Below are 21,729 nucleotides of genomic sequence, written 5' to 3' on the forward strand. Positions count from 1 at the left end.
GCTGGCTTGACCCGCGAGAAAATAGCCTCTAGGTCAGGCGCACGCGGGACGACCCGCGTCGGTGCTTCGCCTGGGGACGGCCCCACTATCTCGACCGAGATATTGGAGTCGATCGCATCATGCAGCCCCATCGCTCGTGGCACGTCCGCGCGCCCCTTTCCTTCATCGAGCAGCTGAATGCTTCCGTCCGGAGCGATCGCCATGCGCGACGATTTCGGCCGACAATCGCTTATCCAACAACACATTGACGCGCCGGCGGCCACCGCCGGTGTGCCGCTGAGGTGTCATCGCCAACGCAACGAGGTTGATGATGGCTGGACCCATCGAACAATTTGAGATCAAGTCACTGTTTCCGATCGCGGAGATCGGTGGCCACCAGATCAGCTTTACCAACTCGGCCACCTACATGGTCCTGACGGTGGCGATCGCCAGCCTCTTCCTGATCCTGTCGACCGGGCGGCGCGGGCTGGTGCCGAACCGGGCGCAATCGGCGGCCGAGATCCTCTACGAGTTTGCCGCAAAGACACTGCGCGAAAATGCCGGCGAAAAGGGCATGCGCTTCTTCCCGCTGGTGTTTTCGCTGTTCATGTTCATTCTCACCGCCAACCTGATCGGCATGTTTCCCTACGCCTTCACGGTGACGAGCCATATCGCCGTGACCTTTGCGCTGGCGCTGCTCGTGTTCCTGACGGTGACGCTCTACGGCCTTTACCGGCACGGTCTCGGCTTCCTCCGGCTGTTCATGCCGTCGGGTGTGCCGCTGGTGCTGGCGCCGATCATCATTCCGATCGAGGTGGTCTCCTACCTCTCGCGTCCCGTCAGCCACTCGGTCCGCCTGTTCGCGGTCATGCTCGCCGGTCACATCACGCTCAAGGTTTTCGCCGGCTTCGTCGTCAGCCTCACCGGTTTCGGCGCACTGGGGATGCTGGGCGCAGTCCTGCCCTTGATGATGACCGTCGCGCTGACGGGCCTTGAACTGCTGATGTCGGTCATCCAGGCCTATATCTTCACCATGCTGACCTGCATGTATCTCAACGATGCGCTTCACCCGAACCATTGAGAAGTGACGAGGCTCCCTGGAAAAGGGAGCCTCCTTGTCATCCGGCCGTCGTCCGGCGTGCTTCGATCCGATATGTTCGCCAGGAGGACCAGGCGAAGGCCAGCAGGAACATCGCGGTCATCAGCAGCACGATGGTCGGCGCCGGCGCGCTGTCGATGAAGAAGGACAGATAAACGCCCAGGAAGGACGCCGTCATCGCGATGAGCACGGCGACGATGAGCATCGCGCCCATGGTGCGGGTGATCAGGAAGGCGATGGCGCCGGGCGCGATCAGCATGGCGATGGCAAGGATCAGCCCCACCGCCTTCAGCGCGCCGACGATCGTCAGCGACAGGATTGCAAGCAGGCCGTAGTGCAGCCAGTTGACCGGCAGGCCGACGGCCTTCGCCTGGGCCGGATCGAAGGCGTGCAGCAGGAAATCGCGCCATTTGACGGCGAGGATGCCGGCGGCGACGAGCGCGATCACGCCGGTCTCGACGATATCGCGCCAACCGATGCCAAGCATGTCGCCGAAGAGGATATGGTCGAGATGCACGTCGCTCTGGATCTTGGTGTAGAGTACCAGGCCGAAGCCGAACATGCCCGAGAACACCACGCCCATCACCGTATCCTGCTTGATGCGGCTGTTCTCCTTGAGGTAGCCGGTCAGAAGCGCGCAGGACATGCCGGCTGCAAAGGCGCCGACGGCGAGCGGCAGGCCGACGATGTAGGAAATGACGATGCCGGGGAAGACGGCGTGCGAAATGGCATCGCCCATCAGCGACCAGCCCTTCAGCACCAGGAAGCAGGAGAGCATCGCCGTCGGGATCGCCACCAGCACCGAGATCAGAAGCGCATTGCGCATGAACTCGAATTCGAAGACGGCAAGCAGCATGTCGAGCGAGATCATCGGGCAACCTCCACCGGCTCGGCGCTGCGCCTGCGCGCGGCGAGGAGCCCATGTTTGGGGGCGAAGACGAAGGCCGCAAGGAAGATCAGCGTCTGCAGCACGATGATGATGCCGCCGGTGGCCCCGTCGAGGAAGTAGCTGAAGTAGGCGCCGAGGAAACTGGTCAGCGCGCCGATGGCGATGCTGATCAGGATCAGCCTGGGAAAGCGATCCGTCAGCAGATAGGCGGTCGCGCCTGGCGTTACCACCATGGCGATGACGAGGAAGGCGCCGACGGTCTGCAGTGCGGCGACCGTACAGGCCGAAAGCAGCGTGAAGAACAGCACCTTGAGGAAGGTCGTCGGAATGCCGATCGAGCGGGCATGGCTCTCGTCGAAGAAGGTCACCATCAGGTCCTTCCACTTCGCCGTGAGGATAATGAGCGAGACGACGCCGATGATGGCAAGTTGCAGCGTGTCGGCAGGCGTGATCGCCAGGATGTTGCCGAGCACGATCGTCTGGATGTTCACCGAGGTTGGCGACAGCGACACCATGAAGAGGCCAAGCCCGAAGAAGGAAGTGAAGATCAGGCCGATGATCGTGTCTTCCTTGAGCCGGGTGCGTTGGTTGAGAAACAGCATGGCGCCGGCGGCAAGTCCGCCGGAGAAGAAGGCGCCGAGCGAAAAGGGCAGGCCGAGCATGTAGGCGCCGGCGACACCCGGCACAATCGCGTGCGAGAGCGCGTCACCGATCAGCGACCAGCCCTTCAGCATCAGATAGGACGACAGGAAGGCGCAGACGGCGCCGACCAGCGCGCTCACCCACATGGCATTCAGCATGTAGCCATAGGTGAAGGGTTCCAGGAGCGTGGCGATCATTTGCCGTTCGGCTCCCCGTTGGTCTCGGGTTTTGCCGGCTGCGCCACCATGCGATCCTTGTCGCCATACATGACCAGCGGGCGCTCGTCGTCGGTAATGACAGCCAGTTGCCGCGGATCGGCGTCGTCGTGCAGGCTGTCGCCGCCGAGCACGAAATGCCGGAGAACGCCGCCGAAGGCGAGCTCGAGATTTTCCCGGGTGAAGGTGGTTTCGGTCAGGCCGTAGGCAAGCACGGTGTTCTTAAGAAGTACGGTGCGGTCGCAGAATTCCGGTACGCTGCCAAGATTGTGGGTCGAGACCAGCATGACCCGGCCCTCGTCGCGAAGTCCGATCAAGAGGCGGATGATCGCGTCCTCGGTCTTGACGTCGACGCCGGTGAAGGGTTCGTCGAGCAGGATGACCTTGCCGTCCTGGGCGAGCGCGCGTGCCAGGAAGACGCGCTTCTTCTGGCCGCCGGAGAGCTCACCGATCTGGCGCTTGCGGTAGTCGCTCATGCCGACCCTGGCGAGGGCTGCCTCGACCGCCTCATGATCCACCTTCTTCGGGATGCGCAGCATGTTCATGTGGCCGTAGCGGCCCATCATGACGACGTCCTCGACCAGAACCGGGAAGTTCCAGTCGACCTCCTCGGCCTGAGGAACATAGGCGACGAGGTTCATCTTGAGCGCTTCGGGCACGGAGCGCCCGAGGATCGAGATCTCGCCGCGCGAGAGGCGGGCGAAACCCATGATCGCCTTGAAGAGCGTCGACTTGCCGCTGCCGTTGACGCCGACGAGCGCCGTGATCGTGCCCGTCGGGATTTCGAAGGTCGCGTCGCGCAACGCCCGCAGGCCGTTGCGGTAGGTGACTGTCGCACCTGAGACGCGAATGCCGTTGCCTTGCTCGCCGGATGCCGGAACGGGACCGGAGCGCGGCTTCACCTGAAGGTTCATTGCGAAAGACCCTTGGCGATGGTTTCCGATGTGACGCGCAGCAGATCGATATAGGTGGGAACCGGGCCGTCCGCTTCGCTCAAGGAATCAACGTAAAGCACGCCGCCGTATTTTGCACCGGTCTCGCGCGCCACCTGCTCGGCCGGATCCGGAGAAATCGTGCTTTCGGAGAAGACGACGGGAATGTTGTTGGCCCGGACGGCATCGATCACCTTGCGAACCTGCTGCGGCGTGCCCTGCTGGTCGGCGTTGATCGGCCAGAGATACAGTTCCTTCATGCCGAAATCGCGGATCAGGTAGCTGAAGGCGCCCTCGCTCGACACCAGCCAGCGCTTGTCCTCGGGGATCTTGGCGATCTCGGCGCGGATGGGGGCGATGGTCGCCTCGATCTTCTGCTTATAGGTCTCGGCATTGGCCTTGTAGACCTCGGCATTGGCAGGGTCGTACTTCACGAAGGCATCGCGAATGTTGTCGACATAGACGAGGGCTGCCGACGGCGACATCCAGGCATGCGGATTGGGCTTGCCGGTATAGGGGCCTTCGGCAATGCCCATCGGCTCGACGCCCGTCGAGACGACGGCGCCGGGGACATCGTCGAAATTCTGGAAGAACTTCTCGAACCAGAGTTCCAGGTTGAGGCCGTTCCAGAGGATCAGCTTGGCATCATGCGCTTTCAGAATATCGCGCGGGGTCGGCTGGTAGTTGTGGATCTCGGCACCCGGCTTGGTGATCGATTCGACGATGGCCGCATCGCCTGCGACGTTCTTCGCCATGTCTGCAATGACCGTGAAGGTCGTCACTGCCTTGAACTTTTCCTGCGCCGCGCTGGCGCCTGGAACGAGCGCGATGGCTGCCATGGCAACTGCCGCTGCCAGGATCGCGCGCCTCGTTTGATCGATCATTCGCTACTCCCAAGTGTTGACATCGACAGGAGTAGGGGAATGATTTGCATAAGTCAATGCAAATGAGAAGCATTCGCAACTGGCTATTTTCAAACCCGGCGCCCTTGGCTAGTGTACGGCCATGAAACAGAACAAGAATCGTGTCGAAGAACTGGAAGGCGTCCTGAGGGATGGCGGCGTGCGCGTGACGCGCCAGCGCGCGGCAATCCTGAAGATTCTGGCGACCGCCGAAGATCACCCCGACGCGAGTGAGCTGCATCGCCGTGCCAAGGAAATCGACGCCACCGTATCGCTTTCGACCGTCTACCGGACGCTTTCGGCGCTTGAGCAGCAGGGTGTCGTGCACCGCCATGCCTTTGAAAGTGCGACGGCCCGTTTCGAGACGGCCGACGCGCCGCATCACGATCACCTGATCGATATCGATACCGGCGCGGTGATCGAATTCCGCTCCGACAAGATCGAGCAGCTGCAAGCGGAGATTGCCGCCGAGCTTGGCTACGATCTGGTGCGCCACCGGCTGGAGCTCTACTGCCGCAAGCGCAAGGACTGAGCGCTTTGTGACCGCAGCCGCCCGCCACAATCCGGGCGAGCGGCGCGTCGCTTTCTGATTGCAACACGATCATCCGCGATCGACGACGGCGACTGTTGTGCGCCGTGCCGGTATTGTCATGGCCGCAACGCCGATGACGACGCAGCCAAGGCCGATCCAGGCGGTGTCCGACAGCCGCTCGCCGAGGAAGACCGCGCCAATCGCAACACCGACGGGCACGCGCAGATAGGCCTGGGCGGTGGCGCCGACCGAACCCAGCGTCTGGATCAGCCGGAAGTAGATGGCAAAGGCAAGTGCTGTCGAGAAGACGGCAAGCCCGAGAAGCGCGAGCAGCGAATCCGTGGAGGGCGCAAGCGTCCAGGGCCTGTCGACAATAAGGCTGGTGGGGATCAACAGCACCGTGCCTGCGATCAGCGAGCCGGCGGCGGGCATCATCGGGTCGAGCCCTTTGAAACTGCGTCCGAAGATCGCCGCACCTGCATAGCAGACGGTTGCCAGGATCACGGCAAGCTGCGGCAGCAATTGCTCACCGAGGCCGCCGAAGGCCTCCATGCCGATGATCAGGCTGATGCCGGTCATGCCGGCAATGACACCGACGAGCTTGCGGGTTGTGACCGCCTCATGGCGGATGATCAAGGCCGTCATCAGGAAGGCGAAGATCGGCGTCGTCGCATTGAGGATCGAGGCGATGCCGGCATCGATCGTCTGCTCGGCCCAGGCGATCAGCGTGAAGGGCACGACGCTGTTGAGGCAGGCCTGGAACAGGAACCGCCGCCAGGTTGCCGCGTCGCGGGGCATCTTCAGCCCGCGCCAGCGAAGGACGGCGAGAAGGATGGCGCCGGCGATCAGGGTGCGGGCGGCGATCAACGTGACCGGCGGGATGGTCTCGATGCCGATCTTGATGAAGGTGTAGGAGGCGCCCCAGAGTGTCGCAAGCGCGAGAAGCAGCGATAGCTCGAGGGTGAGATTGGTCTTGGCCATGGCGATTGAAACCTTCGTGTCGTCGTCGTTGGCCCCTCTTCTAGCGCGGCGGAGACGGTAGATGCTTCGGCGGCGATCGAAGTATCAAGGCCTCGCTGTGTGTGCGAAACGACAAAGCCCCGGCCCACCTTTTGGGGGAGGGCCGGGGCAGATGCATTCCCTGTTGCTCAGTGGCTGTCTGCGAGCTTGGCCGCGTCGACGGAGGCAGATCGTTGGAAGCTCAGGCCATTGAAGAAGGCGTTGAGCACCACGGCCGAGATCGAGGCGAGCACGATGCCGGACTCGATGATCGGATGGATCGCGTGTGGCAGCCACATCAGGAAGTTCGGCGCGATCAGCGGGATCAGGCCGAAGCCGATGGAGACGGCGACGACGAAGAGGTTGTTGCGCGACGACTTGAAATCGACGGTCGACAGGATGCGCACGCCGGTGGCAGCCACCATGCCGAACATCACCAGGCCAGCGCCGCCGAGCACGAAGGGCGGCACCGCCTCGACCAGCGCGCCCATCTTCGGGATCAGGCCGAGCGCGATCATGATGACGCCGCCCATCACGCAGACGTAGCGGCTCTTGACGCCGGTGACGCCGACAAGGCCGACGTTCTGCGAGAAGCTGGTATAGGGGAAGGTGTTGAACAGGCCGCCGATCATGGTGCCGAGACCATCGACCCGAAGCCCGGCTGTCAGTTGCTGCTGCGAAACCTCGCGGTTGGTCATTTCGCCAAGCGCCAGGAACATGCCTGTCGATTCGATCATCACCACGATCATGACAAGCGACATGGTGGCGATCAGCACCGGATCGAAGATCGGCATGCCGAAGCGCAGCGGGGTGACAACGGCAAACCAGCCGGCGTCTGCCACCCGATCGAAGTGCATCATCCCGAGGGCTGCGGCGACGACGCAGCCGACGACGACGCCGGTCAGCACGGCAATGTTGCTGATCAGCCCGCGGCCGAAGCGTGCGATGACGAGAATGGAGATGAGCACGAAGGCGGCAAGCGCGATGTGGCTCGGCTCGGCATAGAGCGGGTTCGGTACCGTGGCGCCGAGCACCAGGCCATCGGGCACGGCAGATCCGCCGGCGGCAGCCGCCTTCTTCAATTCGGCCAGCCATTCGACATGGCTCGGATCGACGAGTTTCGGCGCCGTCGGGCCGAAGGGATTACCGAAGATCCAGTTGACGCCCACCCGCATCAGCGACACGCCGATGACCAGGATGATCGTGCCGGTGACGATGGGCGGAAAGAACTTGAGCAACCGGCCCATCAGAGGGGCGATCAGCAGCGCGATGAGGCCGGCACCGATGATGGCGCCGAAGATCATCCGTGCGCCCTCCTGACCGGGTGTCATCGCCGCCATCGAAACCATCGGCCCGACTGACGCGAAGGTAACGCCCATCATGACGGGAAGGCGGATGCCGAAGCTGCGACCGACGCCGAGCGACTGGATGATGGTGACGAGGCCGCAGACGAAAAGATCGGCCGAGATCAGAAAGGCGACGTCCTGAGGGCTGAGCTGCAGCGCCCGGCCAACGATCAGCGGCACCGCGACGGCACCGCCATACATGACAAGAACATGCTGGATCCCAAGCGTCGCGAGCCTGCCTACAGGCAGCTTCTCGTCCACCGGGTGTATGCTGGAAACGTCGCTCATGGTTCCTCCTCCCATCACGTCGACCAGTCCTCCCCCGTCCTCCAACAGGGAAATGCTATCTTTCGTTGTGGCAAAATGGCGCACAAGTGCCGCGGTAGCAAAAACACTTTCCGGATTTCGGGGGAAATCGGCGATGCCGCGCGTGGGCGGAATGAAAGCTGTCAGCGCATGTTACCAACGATGCAACGTTGCCGCAATGCAGCAGAGCGATGGTGTGCGCGTTGCCGTTCAAGCCGCGGCGCAGCTGTTCTGGGATCGCAATCGATGAAATCTCGCCAACTGGCACTGTCGCTCTACCGTCTGTCCGGTATTTTGCTGGCGTTTGCAATCGCCTTCTGGCCGGCGGCTGCCAGTGCCGGCGGTGCGTCTTTCCCCGGCCAATGGCAGCAGGTGGCGCGCGGCACAGGCGTGTGTGCGGCTTGCCGGGTCGATATCAGGCGGAGCGGACCGGTGCTGAGGCTGAGTGGCAAGGACGGTTGGGTCGCTGTCGTCCATGTCGGGGCAGGAGGAAGCGGAAACAGCGCCGAGGGCATCGGCCGCTGGAGCGAAGGCGACGCCAGCCACTATGGCGGCAAGCCCTTCGATATTCGCGTCGCGATCGTCAACAAGCACCTCTACATGGACATGTTGGTGCGCATGGATGATGGCTCGACGCGGGCGATCCGGGCGATTTTCGACAAGCGGCGATCGGAGAAATCCGGGCGCCTGCGGTTGGCCCGGATGTAGAGGCGCCAAAGAAAACCGGGGCCGTCGCCGACCCCGGTGCCGCATCTCCTGAAATGGAAAAGGCCGCCCGGTTGGGGCGGCCCTCGTCTTACTTCTGCCAGCTCTTGACCAGATCGTCATAGTTGACGGTCTGCGGCTTTTCCTTCTCGTTCTCGACCTTCAGCTGCGGAGCGAGGTTGCCCTTGGAAACGGCGTCCTGGTTCCAGTACTCGAGATCGTGCTCTTCGGCGAGCTTCGGACCGAAGTCGCCCTGGACGCCCGAACGTTCGAGGCGGGAGAGAACTTTCTCCTGCTCGGCGCACAGCGAGTCCATGGCTTCCTGGGCGGACTTGGCACCCGAGGAAGCATCGCCGATTGCCTGCCACCACAGCTGAGCCAGCTTCGGATAGTCAGGAACGTTCGTGCCGGTCGGCGACCACTGCAGGCGGGCCGGCGAACGGTAGAACTCGATCAGACCGCCGAGCTTCGGAGCGCGGTCCGTGAAGCTCTTGTGGTCAAGCGTCGACTGGCGGATGAAGGTGAGGCCGACATGGCTCTTCTTCACGTCGACGGTCTTCGAGGTCACGAACTGCGCGTAGAGCCAGGCGGCCTTGGCGCGATCGTCAGGCGTGGACTTCAGCAGCGTCCACGAACCGGCGTCCTGATAGCCGAGTTTCATGCCGTCCTTCCAGTAGACGCCGTGCGGGCTCGGCGCAAAGCGCCACTTCGGCGTGCCGTCCGCGTTCACGACCGGCAGGCCGTCCTTCACGAAGTCGGCGGTGAACGCCGTGTAGGTGAACATCTGCTGGGCGATTTCACCCTGCGACGGAACCGGGCCGGATTCCGAGAAGGTCATGCCCTGGGCAGCAGCCGGTGCATAGGCCTTCATCCAGTCGAGGTACTTCTGGATGGAGTAGACGGCAGCCGGGCCGTTGGTGTCGCCACCGCGGGCAACGCACGAGCCGACCGGACGCGAGTTCTCGTCGACCTTGATGCCCCACTCGTCGACGGGCTTGCCGTTCGGGATGCCCTTGTCGCCGTTGCCAGCCATCGACAGCCAGGCGTCGGTGAAGCGCCAGCCCAGCGACGGGTCCTTCTTGCCGTAGTCCATGTGGCCATAGACCTTCTTGCCGTCGACTTCGCGGCCGGTGAAGAACTCGGCAATATCCTCATAGGCCGACCAGTTGACCGGAACGCCGAGGTCGTAGCCGTACTTCGCCTTGAAGTCCGCCTTGTTCTTCTCGTCGTTGAACCAGTCGTAGCGGAACCAGTAGAGGTTCGCGAACTGCTGGTCGGGCAGCTGGTAGAGCTTGCCGTCAGGTGCGGTGGTGAAGGACTTGCCGATGAAGTCGTCGATGTCGAGGTTCGGGTTGGTGACGTCCTTGCCTTCATTGGCCATGAAGTCGGTCAGGCTGCGGGCCTGCTGGTAGCGCCAATGGGTACCGATCAGGTCCGAGTCATTGATGTAGGCGTCGTAGACGTTTTCGCCCGACTGCATCTGCGTCTGCAGCTTTTCGACGACGTCGCCTTCGCCGATCAGGTCATGGGTGATCTTGATGCCGGTGATGTCGGAGAAGGCCTTGGCCAGCGTCTTCGATTCGTATTCATGGGTTGTGATCGTTTCGGAAACGACCTTGATTTCCATGCCGGCGAAAGGCTTGGCCGCATCGACGAACCACTGCATTTCGGCTTCCTGAGCCGCGCGGTCGAGCGAGGACATGTCGCCGATCTCGCTGTCGAGGAACGTCTTAGCCTCGTCCATGCCGGCAAAAGCGGAGCCGGTGTAAGCCAGCAGCATAGCTGCCGTCGTAGTCAAAAGATGCCGTCGCATAATTCCCTCCCTTAGGTTTGCGAATGCGGTTCTTTGGCTTTCGAGGGGTCGCTCGTTTAGCGGCTCCTCAAATCGGTTCGCCTCAGACGTAGCGGAAGACGCCGACGGCATAGACCAGGGAGAGCGCGAGCGCCCACCACAGGTTTTGACCGCCGACGAAGCCGAGCCATGCGAGGTGAATGAAGGCGCTGCCGAGCAGCGACACGAAGAGGCGATCGCCCCGTGTCGTCTCGAAGCGCAGGATGCCGACGCGCGGGGTTCCGCCCGGCGAGGCATATTCCCAGACCGCCATCATCGACAGCAGCGCGAAGATGGTCAGGAAGAACATGGCCGACGGAAACGACCAGGCCATCCAGCCACCGGCAACCAGCGGCGCGAACCAGTCGCGCGCGCCGTCCTTGACCGGCAGCATGCTCATGAGCAGACCGGCGGCGGCGGCATAGACGAGGAGAACGGCGGCGAAGGGCAGTTGCCAACGGGCCTTGCGATCGGGTTGAGCAGTCATCATACCCTCCCCAGGGCAAAGCCCTTGGCGATGTAGTTGCGAACGAAATAGATCACCAGCGCGCCCGGAATGATGGTGAGCACGCCGGCGGCGGCCAGCACGCCCCAGTCGAGGCCGGAGGCGGAGACGGTGCGGGTCATGGTGGCAGCGATCGGCTTGGCGTCCGTGGTCGTCAGCGTGCGGGCAAGCAGCAGTTCGACCCAGGAGAACATGAAGCAGAAGAAGGCGGCGACACCGATGCCCGAGGCGATCAGCGGCATGAAGATCTTCACGAAGAAGCGCGGGAACGAGTAGCCGTCGATATAGGCGGTTTCGTCGATTTCCTTCGGCACGCCCGACATGAAGCCTTCCAGGATCCAGACGGCGAGCGGCACGTTGAACAGGCAGTGGGCAAGCGCCACGGCGATGTGCGTGTCGATCAGGCCGAAGGCCGAATAGAGCTGGAAGAAGGGCAGGGCAAAGACCGCCGGCGGCGCCATGCGGTTGGTCAGGAGCCAGAAGAACAGGTGCTTGTCCCCGAGGAAGCGGTAGCGCGAGAAGGCGTAGGCCGCCGGCAGCGCTGCCGTTACCGAGATCACCGTGTTCATGACGACGTAGATGATCGAGTTGATGTAGCCGTTGTACCAGGACGGGTCGGTGAAGATCACCTGATAGTTCCTGAGCGTCGGGTTCACGGGCCAGAGCGAGAAGGTGCTGAGGATCTCGCTCGTCTCCTTGAAGCTCATGTTGACGAGCCAGTAGATCGGCAGGAGCAGGAAGACGATGTAGATCGTCGGCACCAGCCAGGAAAGGCGTTCGGTAAGCGGTTGTGTCTGCATGTTGGTTCTCCTCCCGCTCACTTCAGCCTTGCGCGTCGCTCGTGGTCATCACGGTGTAGAAGATCCACGAGAGCAGCAGGATGATGAGGAAGTAGATGATCGAAAGCGCTGCCGCCGGACCGAGGTCGAACTGGCCGATGGCCGTCTTGACGAGGTCGATCGACAGGAAGGTGGTGGAGTTGCCGGGGCCGCCGCCGGTGACGACGAAGGGCTCGGTGTAGATCATGAAGCTATCCATGAAGCGCAGCAGGAAGGCGATCAAAAGCACGCGCTTCATCTTCGGCAGCTGGATGTAGCGGAACACCGACCAGCGCGAGGCGCCGTCGATCTTGGCCGCCTGGTAATAGGCGTCCGGGATCGAGACGAGACCGGCATAGCACAGAAGCACGACGAGGCTCGTCCAGTGCCAGACGTCCATGACGATCAGCGTCACCCAGGCGGCGACCGGATTCTGCACGTAGTTGTAGTTGATGCCCATGCCTTCGAGCGTGCGGCCGAGCAGGCCGATGTCGACGCGGCCGAAGACCTGCCAGATGGTGCCGACGACGTTCCACGGGATGAGCAGCGGCAGCGCCATCAGGACGAGGCAGACCGGCACGCCGAGACCCTTCTTCGGCATGTTCAGCGCGATGATGATGCCGAGCGGAATTTCGATCGCCAGGATGATCGCCGAGAAGATCAGGTTGCGGGTGAGCGCGTCCCAGAAGCGGTCCGATGTCAGCACCTGAACGTACCAGTCGGTGCCGGCCCAGAAGAACGCGTTGTTGCCGAAGGTGTCCTGGACCGAATAGTTGACGACGGTCATCAGCGGGATGACGGCCGAGAAGGCCACCAGCACCAGGACCGGCAACACCATGAACCAGGCCTTGTTGTTCCAGGTTTTCTCCATGGTCAGGCCTCCTCGCCGACGCGCCAGGAATCGGCGTAAATGTTGATGGCTTTCGGATCGAAGCGGACACGCGGATCGGCGGGGATTTCGCCATCCTCGTCGACGATGATCGAGATCGGCTGATCGGCGAAGCGGGCACGCACGATCTTGTGGCGGCCGATATCCTCGACCTTGGTGATCGCGACCGGCATGCCCTCGCGGCCGAGCGAGACGAATTCCGGGCGAATGCCGAGCTCGGTCTTGGCGCCGGACTTGACCTTCGGAAGAAAGTTCAGAGCCACGTGTTCGCCGCCGACGGTCGCGGTGTTGCCGTCGAGATTGACCGGCAGGACGTTCATGCCCGGCGAGCCGATGAAGTAGCCGACGAAGGTGTGGCGCGGGCGTTCGAAGAGCTCGGCCGGCGTGCCGATCTGGACGATCTGACCGTCATACATGACGACGACCTTGTCGGCGAAGGTCAGTGCCTCGGTCTGGTCGTGCGTGACGTAGACCATGGTGAAGCCGAACTGCTTATGCAGCCGCTTGATCTGCGAGCGCAGCACCCACTTCATTTCCGGATCGATAACGGTCAGCGGCTCGTCGAAGAGGATGGCGCTGACGTCGTTGCGCACGAGGCCGCGGCCGAGCGAAATCTTCTGCTTCTGGTCGGCGGTGAGACCGCGGGCGGTTTTCTTCGCCCAGCCGCCGAGACCGATCATTTCGATCGTTTCCTTGACGCGGCGGTCGACCTCGGCCTCCGGCACGTGCCGGTTGCGCAAGGGGAAGGCCAGATTGTCGTAGACGGTCATCGTGTCGTAGATGACAGGGAACTGGAACACCTGAGCGATGTTGCGTTCCTGGGTCGAGAGATGCGTCACGTCCTTGCCGTCGAAGAGAATGCGCCCTTCCGACGGGTTGATCAGGCCGGAGATGATGTTGAGCAGCGTGGTCTTGCCGCAGCCGGAGGGCCCGAGCAGCGCATAGGCGCCGCCGTCGTTCCATTCGTGATGCACTTCCTTCAGCGCGTAGTCGTTTTCCGATTTCGGCTTGGCGCCGTAGGCGTGGCGGATATGTTCCAGGTCGATGCGTGCCATGTTTTCCTCCCAGCGCCTCCTCAGGCCACGCCGCCAATGGCGCGTCCATCCGGCCCGAAGGCCATGAGATGACGGGTATCGACGAAGACCGCGAGGGTCGCGTCCGGTTCGATGTCGTGAATGCCCGGCGCCAGCATGACCCAGCGTGCATTGGCGAAACCCACGTGAATGAAGCTTTCCGACCCTGCGATCTCGGAGATCGCGGTCTTGACGGTGAGCGGGTCACCGCCGCCCTGCGGGCGATCGAAAGAAATGTGGTGCGGCTGGAAGGCGACGGTGCAGGGACCGTCGGCAATGCCAGCCAGATGCGCCGGAACCGTCAGCACGGGCTTGCCGTCGAGCGTGAAGACCGAGCCGGATTTGACGAGGTCGATCGTGTTCAGCGGCGGATCGGCGAAGGTGCGGGCGGTGATCAGGTCGACCGGACGGCGATAGACGTCGATCGTCTTGTCGAACTGGGTGATGCGGCCCTGGCTGAGGGCGGCGGTGTTGCCGCCGAGCAGCAGCGCTTCCGAAGGCTCGGTCGTCGCATAGACGAAGATGGCGCCGGAGGCGGCAAAGATCTTCGGCAATTCCTCGCGCAATTCCTCGCGCAGCTTGTAGTCGAGGTTGGCGAGCGGCTCGTCGAGCAGCACAAGGTCGGCATTCTTGACGATGGCGCGGGCAAGCGCCGTGCGCTGCTGCTGGCCGCCGGAGAGGTTCAAGGGCGTGCGGTCGAGATAGGGCGTGAGCTTCAGCAGTTCGGCCGCCTTGCGCACTTCGCGGTCGATGGTCGCGGCGTCGGCGCCGCTGATGCGCATCGGCGAGGCGATGTTCTCGTAGACCGTCATGGCCGGATAGTTGATGAACTGCTGGTAGACCATGGCGACCGAGCGTTTCTGCACCGGCAGGCCGGTGACGTCGGTGCCGTCGAAGATCAGCGCGCCGGAGGCGGGCTTGTCGAGACCGGCCATCAGCCGCATCAGCGACGTCTTGCCGGAAAGGGTCGGGCCGAGCAACACATTGAGCGACCCCCTCTCCAGCACCAGGTCGGTCGGGTAGATATGCGTCTCCCCGCCCACGACCTTGGATATCATCTTCATTTCAAGCATTGAATTCTCCACCCAGCCCGAAGGCAGTCCCGAGCATTTCCACGCCGCCGTGGTACGCCCTACTTTATCGTTTCTTGCATTTCCGGACGCAAACCGCTGCGCGCTTTTTGCTGGAAATGCCCATGAATGCGAGTGTCCTCAGGCGGCTGCGTTGGCCGCGCCTCGCATGTAGTCCTCCAAGGCCGCCGCCTCGCCCGGCGTCAGCTTCAATCCCAGTTTCGTGCGGCGCCACAGCACGTCCTCGGCGCGCCGTGCCCATTCCTGCGTCATCAGCCACCTGACCTCGGCCTCGTAGAGATCGGCACCGAAGCGGTGACCAAGAGCCGCTTCGTTTGATGCCGAACCCAGGAGGGCCGCGGCGCGTGTGCCGTAGAGGCGCACGAGCCGTCGGGCATGTGCCGGGGTGAGGAACGGGTATTGTCTCTGCAGCCGAGCGACCTGATCGACATAGCCCTCAGCCGGAAAGTCGCCGCCCGGAAGCGTCGAGCCGGCGGTCCATTTCGATCCCTTGACGCCGATCGCCTCGCCGATCTTTTCGAGCGCCGATTCGCCGAGGCGCCGGTAGGTCGTGAGCTTGCCGCCGAAAACGTTGAGAAGCGGTGCCGTACCCTTGTCGCCCTCGACACGCAGCACGTAGTCGCGGGTTGCTTCCTGCGCCTTGCTGGCGCCGTCGTCATAGAGCGGGCGCACGGCCGAATAGGTCCAGACGATGTCGTCCCTGGTCACCGGTTCGAGGAAATACTCGCTCGCGGCCCTGCAGAGATAGTCGACCTCGGTGTCGCTGATGTGCACGTCGGAGGGGTTGCCGGTGTAATCGCGATCGGTGGTGCCGATCAGCGTGAAGTCCTCTTCGTAGGGGATGGCGAACATGATGCGGCCATCCGGGTTCTGGAAGAAATAGGCGCGCGGATCGTCGAACTTCTTCTTCACGACGATGTGGCTGCCCTGGACGAGGCGGACATTGTGGACGTCGTTCTTGCCGAGCGCACCGGAAAGGACCGCATCGACCCAGGGGCCCGCGGCATTGATGAGCATGCGTGCCTGCAGGGTCTTGCGTTCGCCGGTTGCCTGGTTCTCGGTTTCGATGATCCAGAGCGCGCCATTGCGCCGTGCGGAGACGACCCGGGTGCGGGCCATGATCACGGCGCCGCGATCGGCGGCGTCGCGGGCATTCAGCACCACGAGGCGGGCGTCGTTGACCCAGCCGTCGGAGTATTCGAAGGCCTTGTTGAACAGGCGCTTCAGCGGCTTGCCCGCCGGGTCGCGGTTCATGTCCAGCGTCGCCGTTGCCGGCAGCAGCTTGCGGCCGCCGATGTGATCATAGAGGAAGAGGCCGAGGCGGATCAGCCAGGCCGGGCGCAGGCCGCCCTTGTGATAGGGCAGCACGAAGCGCATCGGCCAGATGACGTGCGGCGCCATCGCCCACAGCACCTCGCGCTCCATCAGCGCTTCGCGCACGAGGCGGAACTCGTAATGCTCGAGATAGCGCAAGCCGCCATGAATGAGCTTGGTGGAACCGGAAGAGGTGCCGGAAGCGAAATCGTTCATTTCGGCCAAGGCGACCGAGTACCCACGGCCGACCGCGTCGCGCGCGATGCCGCATCCGTTGATGCCGCCGCCGATGACGAAGACGTCGTAGATTGCCTGCTCTGACACTGCTGTTTCCCCTCCACATTTCGCGATGCACAAATTGATGCATCAGCGAAAGTGAAATCAGTTAAAACGAAAACATATCGAATGTCAAACGAATGCTCCCCGAATCTTTAGGGGTATCTAAATCTCCTGCTTCAGGCGTCGGTTTCGATCAATCGGACGTCCTGTTCTGCGCAGATTTTCCTGACGTTTTCGAGGGTACAGCGATCGGTGATAAAGGTCTGAACCTGAGAGATATGACCGATGCGCACCGGCGCGGTTCTTTCGAACTTGGTCGAGTCGGAAACCAGAATGACATGACGTGCATTGGCGATAATCGCCTGGGCCACTTTCACTTCGCGGAAATCGAAATCGAGAAGCGCGCCGTCATGGTCGATCGCCGAGGCGCCGATGACGGCGAAATCGACCTTGAACTGCTTGATGAAATCGACGGCTGCCTCGCCGACGATGCCGCCATCCGAGCCGCGCACCACCCCGCCCGTGATCACCACCTCGATCGAGGGGAAGACGCGCAAGCGGTTGGCGACGTTAATGTTGTTGGTAATGACCATCAATTCCTTGTGGTCGAGCAAGGCTTCACCCACGGCTTCCGTCGTCGTGCCGATATTGATGAAGAGCGAGGCATTGTCGGGAATGAGTTCGGCAGCCGCCCGGCCGATTGCCTGTTTCTCCGGGGCCGCGATCTGCCGGCGGGCGTCGTATTTGACGTTTTCCTTGCCACTTGGGAAGATTGCGCCGCCGTGGATGCGGTTCAGCACCTTGGCGTCGCAAAGGTCGTTCAGGTCTTTTCGGATGGTTTGCGGCGTGACGGAAAAGCGCTGCGCCAGTTCCTCGACGAGCACGCGGCCCTCGCTCTTTGCCAGCTCCAGTATCTCCGCCTGCCGACCTGTCAGGTACATTTCGTCCTCCCCATTTTCGTTTTGTTTCATAATATGCAAAAACGAAAGCCGTGCAATTTCAGAATCGGCGTTTGCGCTGAAATTGCTTTCGCGGGAGGTCCAAAGTGTCCGGGCGCGTTGCATTCGTTTCGCCGATGGGCGACGCTATCTAAGGCGTATTAAGGGGGAAGACATGTTTCATCCAGCCTTGTTCAAGGGCATGACCGTCGTCGTTACCGGTGCCGGGCGCGGCATCGGGCTGGAGGTCGCCCGGCAGTTTTTGGATTGCGGCGCACACGTCCTCGTTCATGCCGGCCGGTCGATCGGCGACTTGCCTGATTTTCTCGAGTCGGCGGCAACGGAGGGCCGGGCGCATGTCGTGACGGCGGACTTCCTGGCGCCCGACGGGGTCGAGGGGCTCGCCGAGGTGATCCGAGGCCGGTTCGAAAGCATCGACATCCTCATCAACAACGCCGGCACGATGGTTGGCCGCTTCCCGGCGGCGGAACTCACCGACGAGCAATATCAAACCGTCGTGCAGCTCAACCAGACTGCGGTCGTCGAGATGACACGAGCGATGCTGCCGCTGCTGCGCAAGGGCACCCATCCGGCAATCGTAAACACCGTGTCGATTTCGGCGGTCACGGGAGGCAGCGCCGGCTCGTCGATCTATTCGGCCACCAAGGCTTTCGTCTCCACCTATTCCAAGGCGCTGGCGCGCGAACTTGCGCCCGAGGGCATCCGAGTCAACTGTGTTTCGCCAGGCACGATCACCACCGACTTCCATGAGCGCTATTCGTCGCCGGAGAAGCTGGAGGCGACCCGCAGGACCATTCCGCTCGGTCGGCTCGGGACGGCGGAGGATTGTGCGCCGGCCTATCTCTTCCTCGCCTCGCATGTGCTGTCGGGCTATATCACCGGCCAGGTGCTGGAGGTGAATGGCGGGCAGCTCATCGCTTGAGCGCGTGTCTGCTTCAGCGTTTGCCCCTCATCCGCCTACCGGCACCTTCTCCCCGCAGGCGGGGAGAAGGGACACTGCCGCGCCGCCAAGGCTCTAGTCAGGGATTAGCGCGTTCGCTTTCCCGCAGATAGGGAGGCAGGAGTTTTGGCGCTGTTGGTCTCTGATTCGGATCGGGGCACGTCCCCTCTCCCCGTCTGCGGGGAGAGGGCTAGGGTGAGGGGCAAAAGCCAACCCAAGCGGGTCAGGGGCAAAACAACGAACTCTGAAGGCTCGATATGATCGACAAGCTGGAAATGTTCCTGGTCCTCGCACGCGAACGGCACTTCGGCCGGGCGGCGGAGGAATGTGGGGTGACGCAGCCGACGCTCTCGGCCGCGATCCGCCAGCTTGAGGATCAGCTCGGCGTCATGCTTGTCAGCCGTGGTTCCCGTTTCCAGGGGCTGACGCCGGAGGGCCAGCGCGTGCTCGAATGGGCGCGCCGCATCGTCGGCGATACCCGTACCATGCGCGAGGAGATGCGGGCGGCGCGCAAGGGTCTTTCCGGCCATATCCGGCTGGCCGCGGTGCCAACGACACTCGCCATGGTGCCGATGCTGACGGCGCCCTTTCAGGAAAAACACCCTGATGTCACCTTCTCCGTGTTGTCGACGACATCGGTACAGATCCTGGCGTTGCTCGAAAACCTCGAGATCGACGCCGGGCTGACCTATCTGGAAAACGAGCCGCTCGGCCGAGTGACCAGCGTTCCTCTCCAGGTCGAGCGCTATCACCTCGTCACCGCCGCCGGAACACCGCTTTCGGAGCGGGAAAGCGTGACCTGGAAAGAGGTTAGCGACGTTCGGCTTTGTCTATTGACCGCCGATATGCAGAACCGCCGGATCATCAACCAGCATTTTGCCGAGGCAGGTGCAGTCGCCAAGCCGACGCTCGAATCGAACTCGATGATCGTGCTTTTCTCTCATGTGCGCACCGGACGCTGGGCTAGCATCATGCCGTTCAACGTCGCGAAATCATTCGGTTTTCACGAGGATATCCGGATGATCCCGATCGTCGAACCGGACGCCCGCCACACGGTCGGCCTGGTTGCGACACATCGTGAGCCGTACACGCCGCTTGTCTCGGCTTTGTTGCACGAAGCGCGCATCCTGGGTGAGCGAAATCAGGCTCGATAGATTTTTTCTATCGACCGACGGAACAGCCTTATTGACCCATCGGGCCATAAGCGCGAAGCTTTTTGATCATGGCCGGAGACCGCCGAGGAAGGGCCTCTGCCAGAAGTGAAATTACGGCTGGGCTGGCCGCCAGATTCGGGCGCCGCCATTCCAGTCCATGAGCCGGGAGGGCTCCCGTTGAACATCCATCAGCCGCGCGCCGACATCGCGGAGACCACGCTCGCCATCGTCGAGGAGCTCAAGGGGCGCGAGGGGCCGCTGCTGCCGATCCTGCACGAGCTGCAGGAAGAGTTTGGTTATGTGCCGCAGGACTGTCTTCCGGTCATCGCGCGCGAGCTCAACCTGTCGCGCGCCGAAGTCTACGGGGTGATGACCTTCTACCATGACTTCCGCGAGCATCCGGCCGGGCGCCATGTGCTGAAGCTCTGTCGCGCCGAGGCGTGTCAGTCGATGGGCGGTGATGCGCTTGCCGAGCGCGCCAAGCGCCTGCTCGGCATCGATTTTCACGAGACGACGCCTGACGGAGCGGTCACGCTCGAACCCGTCTATTGTCTTGGGCTCTGTTCCTGCGCACCCTCCGCCATGCTCGACGGAGAGGTGCATGCCCGGGTCGATGCCGCCGATATCGAGGCGCTTGTTCAGGAGGCGCGGCGATGACCACGAAGATCTATATCCCGCGGGATGCTGCCGCCGTGGCGCTTGGCGCCGAGAAGGTCGCCAAGGCGATGGCCGAGGCGATCGCCGCCCGCGGCCTTGACGTATTGATCGTCCGTAACGGCTCGCGCGGCATGCACTGGCTGGAGCCGCTGGTCGAGGTGGAAACGGCTGATGGCCGCATCGCCTACGGTCCGGTCAAGGCGCGCGACGTTGGCTCGCTCCTGGATGCCGGCCTGCTTGATGGCGGCGACCACGCGCTCTGTCTCGGGAAAACCGAGGAGATCCCCTTCCTCAAGCAACAGACGCGGCTGACCTTTGCGCGCTGCGGCGTCATCGATCCCCTGTCGCTTGACGACTATCAGGCCCATGGCGGTCTCGCCGGCCTGCGCAATGCCATCGCGATGGCGCCTCAGGACATTGTCGCACAGGTGACCGAGAGCGGCCTTCGCGGTCGCGGCGGTGCCGGCTTTCCGACCGGCATCAAGTGGAAGACGGTTCTCGATGCGGTGGGCGACCGCAAATACATCGTCTGCAATGCCGACGAGGGCGACAGCGGCACCTTTGCCGACCGGATGATCATGGAGGGTGACCCCTTCGTACTGATCGAGGGCATGGCGATATCAGGCATCGCGACCGGTGCCACCAAGGGCTTCATCTACACCCGCTCCGAATATCCGCATGCGATCGCGGCGATGGCCGAGGCGATCGAGATCGCGCGCAAGGCGGGTGTGCTCGGCGCTTCCGTGCTCGGCTCGGGCAAGGCCTTCGATATGGAAGTGCGTACCGGCGCCGGCGCCTATGTCTGCGGCGAGGAAACTGCGCTTTTGAACAGTCTCGAAGGCAAGCGGGGCATCGTGCGCGCCAAGCCGCCGCTCCCCGCCCACAAGGGCCTGTTCGACTGTCCGACCGTGATCAACAACGTGATCTCGCTCGCCTCCGTTCCCATCATCATGGACAAGGGGGCGGCCTTCTATCGCGACTTCGGCATGGGCCGGTCGCGCGGTACGATCCCGATCCAGATCGCCGGCAACGTCAAGCATGCCGGCCTCTACGAAACCGCCTTTGGTCTCGCGCTCGGCGAAATCATCGACCATATCGGCGGCGGTACGGCGAGTGGCCGGCCGGTGAAGGCCGTGCAGGTTGGCGGTCCGCTCGGCGCCTATTTCCCGCGGGCGCTGTTCGATACGCCGTTCGACTACGAAGCCTTTGCCGCGCGCGACGGCCTTATCGGTCATGCCGGCATCGTCGTCTTCGACGATACGGTCGACATGCTGCACCAGGCGCGATTCGCCATGGAGTTCTGCGCCGTCGAAAGCTGCGGCAAGTGCACGCCCTGCCGCATCGGTTCGACCCGTGGTGTCGAGGTGGCTGACAGGATTGCGGCCGGTATCGAGCCGGAGAAGAACCGCGAACTGCTCGCCGATCTCTGCAACACCATGAAGTTCGGTTCGCTCTGCGCGCTTGGCGGTTTCACGCCCTATCCGGTGCTTAGCGCCATGACCCATTTCCCGGATGATTTTCAGCCGGCCCCGGTGGTGGAGGCTGCGGAATGAGAGTGGCGATGGAGTTCACCCCCCTCTGCCCTGCCGGGCATCTCCCCCACAAGGGGGGAGATCGGCTCCTGGCTGGCCGCTCGTCTAGGCAGAGAAGTTTCCGCAAGTTGCGCCTTTCAA

Annotated in this window: 21 protein-coding genes; 7 read left to right on the forward strand and 14 right to left on the reverse strand. The window is 62.8% G+C overall.

All coding sequences use genetic code 11. The features are described from left to right. Nucleotides 1-310 precede the first annotated feature (310 nt). A complete protein-coding gene (locus BBX50_RS04180; protein ID WP_139108272.1) occupies nt 311-1,060 on the forward strand; it encodes a F0F1 ATP synthase subunit A in 750 nt (249 codons plus the stop codon). A gap of 37 nt (nt 1,061-1,097) precedes the next feature. On the opposite strand, the gene BBX50_RS04185 is transcribed toward BBX50_RS04180, so the two are convergent. From BBX50_RS04185 to BBX50_RS04200, 4 genes are read right to left on the reverse strand one after another with little or no spacing between them, the layout of a single operon-like run. Further along, nucleotides 1,098-1,949 (reverse strand): metal ABC transporter permease, encoded by an 852-nt coding sequence (locus BBX50_RS04185; RefSeq protein WP_065774058.1) that lies wholly within the window; start codon nt 1,947-1,949, stop codon nt 1,098-1,100. After that, on the reverse strand, nt 1,946-2,806 hold the full coding sequence (locus BBX50_RS04190) for a metal ABC transporter permease (protein ID WP_065774059.1): 861 nt from the start codon (nt 2,804-2,806) through the stop codon (nt 1,946-1,948). Before BBX50_RS04190 ends, BBX50_RS04185 begins: the two co-directional genes overlap by 4 nt. Then, complete coding sequence (locus BBX50_RS04195; RefSeq protein WP_065774060.1) at nt 2,803-3,738, reverse strand: manganese/iron ABC transporter ATP-binding protein; 936 nt, start codon at nt 3,736-3,738, stop codon at nt 2,803-2,805. Before BBX50_RS04195 ends, BBX50_RS04190 begins: the two co-directional genes overlap by 4 nt. Next, nucleotides 3,735-4,640: a metal ABC transporter substrate-binding protein gene (locus BBX50_RS04200; RefSeq protein ID WP_065774061.1), complete on the reverse strand. Its 906-nt coding sequence runs from the start codon at nt 4,638-4,640 to the stop codon at nt 3,735-3,737. The genes BBX50_RS04195 and BBX50_RS04200 overlap by 4 nt, the downstream gene beginning before the upstream one ends. Before the next feature lie 121 nt (nt 4,641-4,761). Between BBX50_RS04200 and BBX50_RS04205 the strand changes: the two genes are divergently transcribed. Beyond that, nucleotides 4,762-5,190: a Fur family transcriptional regulator gene (locus tag BBX50_RS04205; protein WP_065774062.1), complete on the forward strand. Its 429-nt coding sequence runs from the start codon at nt 4,762-4,764 to the stop codon at nt 5,188-5,190. Between the two features lie 69 nt (nt 5,191-5,259). Here BBX50_RS04205 and BBX50_RS04210 read toward each other — a convergent pair whose 3' ends face one another. Together BBX50_RS04210 and BBX50_RS04215 are read right to left on the reverse strand one after the other, a co-directional pair. Beyond that, nucleotides 5,260-6,171, reverse strand: a complete 912-nt coding sequence (locus BBX50_RS04210; RefSeq protein ID WP_065774063.1) for an EamA family transporter — start codon at nt 6,169-6,171, stop codon at nt 5,260-5,262. A 167-nt stretch (nt 6,172-6,338) separates the two neighbouring features. Next, nucleotides 6,339-7,823, reverse strand: coding sequence for a nucleobase:cation symporter-2 family protein (locus BBX50_RS04215; RefSeq protein WP_065774064.1), 1,485 nt, complete (start codon nt 7,821-7,823; stop codon nt 6,339-6,341). A gap of 264 nt (nt 7,824-8,087) precedes the next feature. On the opposite strand from BBX50_RS04215, the gene BBX50_RS04220 reads away from it, so the two are divergent. Continuing rightward, nucleotides 8,088-8,549, forward strand: coding sequence for a hypothetical protein (locus tag BBX50_RS04220; protein WP_065774065.1), 462 nt, complete (start codon nt 8,088-8,090; stop codon nt 8,547-8,549). Between the two features lie 88 nt (nt 8,550-8,637). Here BBX50_RS04220 and BBX50_RS04225 read toward each other — a convergent pair whose 3' ends face one another. From BBX50_RS04225 to BBX50_RS04260, 8 genes are all read right to left on the reverse strand, one after another. Beyond that, complete coding sequence (locus tag BBX50_RS04225) at nt 8,638-10,359, reverse strand: ABC transporter substrate-binding protein (protein WP_065774066.1); 1,722 nt, start codon at nt 10,357-10,359, stop codon at nt 8,638-8,640. An 82-nt stretch (nt 10,360-10,441) separates the two neighbouring features. Continuing rightward, nucleotides 10,442-10,864, reverse strand: coding sequence for a DUF2160 domain-containing protein (locus tag BBX50_RS04230; protein WP_083213528.1), 423 nt, complete (start codon nt 10,862-10,864; stop codon nt 10,442-10,444). Beyond that, complete coding sequence (locus BBX50_RS04235; RefSeq protein ID WP_065774067.1) at nt 10,864-11,682, reverse strand: carbohydrate ABC transporter permease; 819 nt, start codon at nt 11,680-11,682, stop codon at nt 10,864-10,866. Before BBX50_RS04235 ends, BBX50_RS04230 begins: the two co-directional genes overlap by 1 nt. Nucleotides 11,683-11,704: 22 nt before the next feature. After that, entirely contained in the window at nt 11,705-12,571 is an 867-nt protein-coding gene (locus BBX50_RS04240) for a sugar ABC transporter permease (RefSeq protein ID WP_057255038.1), read from the reverse strand. A 2-nt stretch (nt 12,572-12,573) separates the two neighbouring features. After that, the gene (locus BBX50_RS04245) at nt 12,574-13,644 is read right to left on the reverse strand and encodes an ABC transporter ATP-binding protein (RefSeq protein WP_065774068.1); all 1,071 of its coding nucleotides are present in this window, start codon (nt 13,642-13,644) and stop codon (nt 12,574-12,576) included. A 20-nt stretch (nt 13,645-13,664) separates the two neighbouring features. Next, nucleotides 13,665-14,735, reverse strand: a complete 1,071-nt coding sequence (locus tag BBX50_RS04250) for an ABC transporter ATP-binding protein (protein ID WP_065774069.1) — start codon at nt 14,733-14,735, stop codon at nt 13,665-13,667. Nucleotides 14,736-14,873: 138 nt separating this feature from the next. After that, nucleotides 14,874-16,391: a glycerol-3-phosphate dehydrogenase gene (gene glpD, locus BBX50_RS04255; RefSeq protein ID WP_065774070.1), complete on the reverse strand. Its 1,518-nt coding sequence runs from the start codon at nt 16,389-16,391 to the stop codon at nt 14,874-14,876. A 131-nt stretch (nt 16,392-16,522) separates the two neighbouring features. Continuing rightward, nucleotides 16,523-17,287 (reverse strand): DeoR/GlpR family DNA-binding transcription regulator, encoded by a 765-nt coding sequence (locus BBX50_RS04260; protein ID WP_065774071.1) that lies wholly within the window; start codon nt 17,285-17,287, stop codon nt 16,523-16,525. Nucleotides 17,288-17,459: 172 nt separating this feature from the next. Between BBX50_RS04260 and BBX50_RS04265 the strand changes: the two genes are divergently transcribed. From BBX50_RS04265 to BBX50_RS04280, 4 genes are all read left to right on the forward strand, one after another. Then, complete coding sequence (locus tag BBX50_RS04265; RefSeq protein WP_065774072.1) at nt 17,460-18,227, forward strand: SDR family oxidoreductase; 768 nt, start codon at nt 17,460-17,462, stop codon at nt 18,225-18,227. A gap of 275 nt (nt 18,228-18,502) precedes the next feature. Then, on the forward strand, nt 18,503-19,399 hold the full coding sequence (locus tag BBX50_RS04270; protein ID WP_065774073.1) for a LysR family transcriptional regulator: 897 nt from the start codon (nt 18,503-18,505) through the stop codon (nt 19,397-19,399). A 177-nt stretch (nt 19,400-19,576) separates the two neighbouring features. Then, nucleotides 19,577-20,056, forward strand: coding sequence for a formate dehydrogenase subunit gamma (locus tag BBX50_RS04275; protein WP_065774074.1), 480 nt, complete (start codon nt 19,577-19,579; stop codon nt 20,054-20,056). Then, nucleotides 20,053-21,609, forward strand: a complete 1,557-nt coding sequence (locus BBX50_RS04280; protein WP_065774075.1) for an NADH-quinone oxidoreductase subunit NuoF — start codon at nt 20,053-20,055, stop codon at nt 21,607-21,609. Before BBX50_RS04275 ends, BBX50_RS04280 begins: the two co-directional genes overlap by 4 nt. Nucleotides 21,610-21,729: the final 120 nt, after the last annotated feature.

The organism is Ensifer sp. LC11, from assembly GCF_001695835.1.
Classification (GTDB): Bacteria; Pseudomonadota; Alphaproteobacteria; order Rhizobiales; family Rhizobiaceae; genus Ensifer.